Raw genomic sequence first — 275 nt, forward strand, 5'->3', positions numbered from 1 at the left:
CGAATTTATCGTAATGGTTGGGCCGTCCGGCTGCGAGAAATCTACGCTGCTGCGCATGGTCGCCGGGCTTGAACGGGCGACCAGTGGCGATATCTGGATTGACGGCAAGCGTGTGACCGAAATGGAGCCGAAAGATCGCGGCATTGCGATGGTGTTCCAGAACTACGCTCTCTACCCGCATATGAGCGTAGAAGAGAACATGGCGTGGGGGTTGAAAATTCGCGGCATGGGTAAACAGCAGATTGCTGAGCGGGTGAAAGAGGCCGCGCGTATTC

At 56.4% G+C, this 275-nt stretch carries 1 protein-coding gene; it reads left to right on the forward strand.

All coding sequences use genetic code 11. The annotated features are described in order from the left end of the window. The coding region (locus F0Q32_RS26025; RefSeq protein ID WP_149465186.1) for an ATP-binding cassette domain-containing protein at positions 1 to 275 on the forward strand (275 nt) is incomplete at both ends.

The sequence above is a fragment of the Pseudocitrobacter sp. 73 genome (assembly GCF_008369545.1).
Taxonomy (GTDB): domain Bacteria; phylum Pseudomonadota; class Gammaproteobacteria; order Enterobacterales; family Enterobacteriaceae; genus Pseudocitrobacter; species Pseudocitrobacter vendiensis.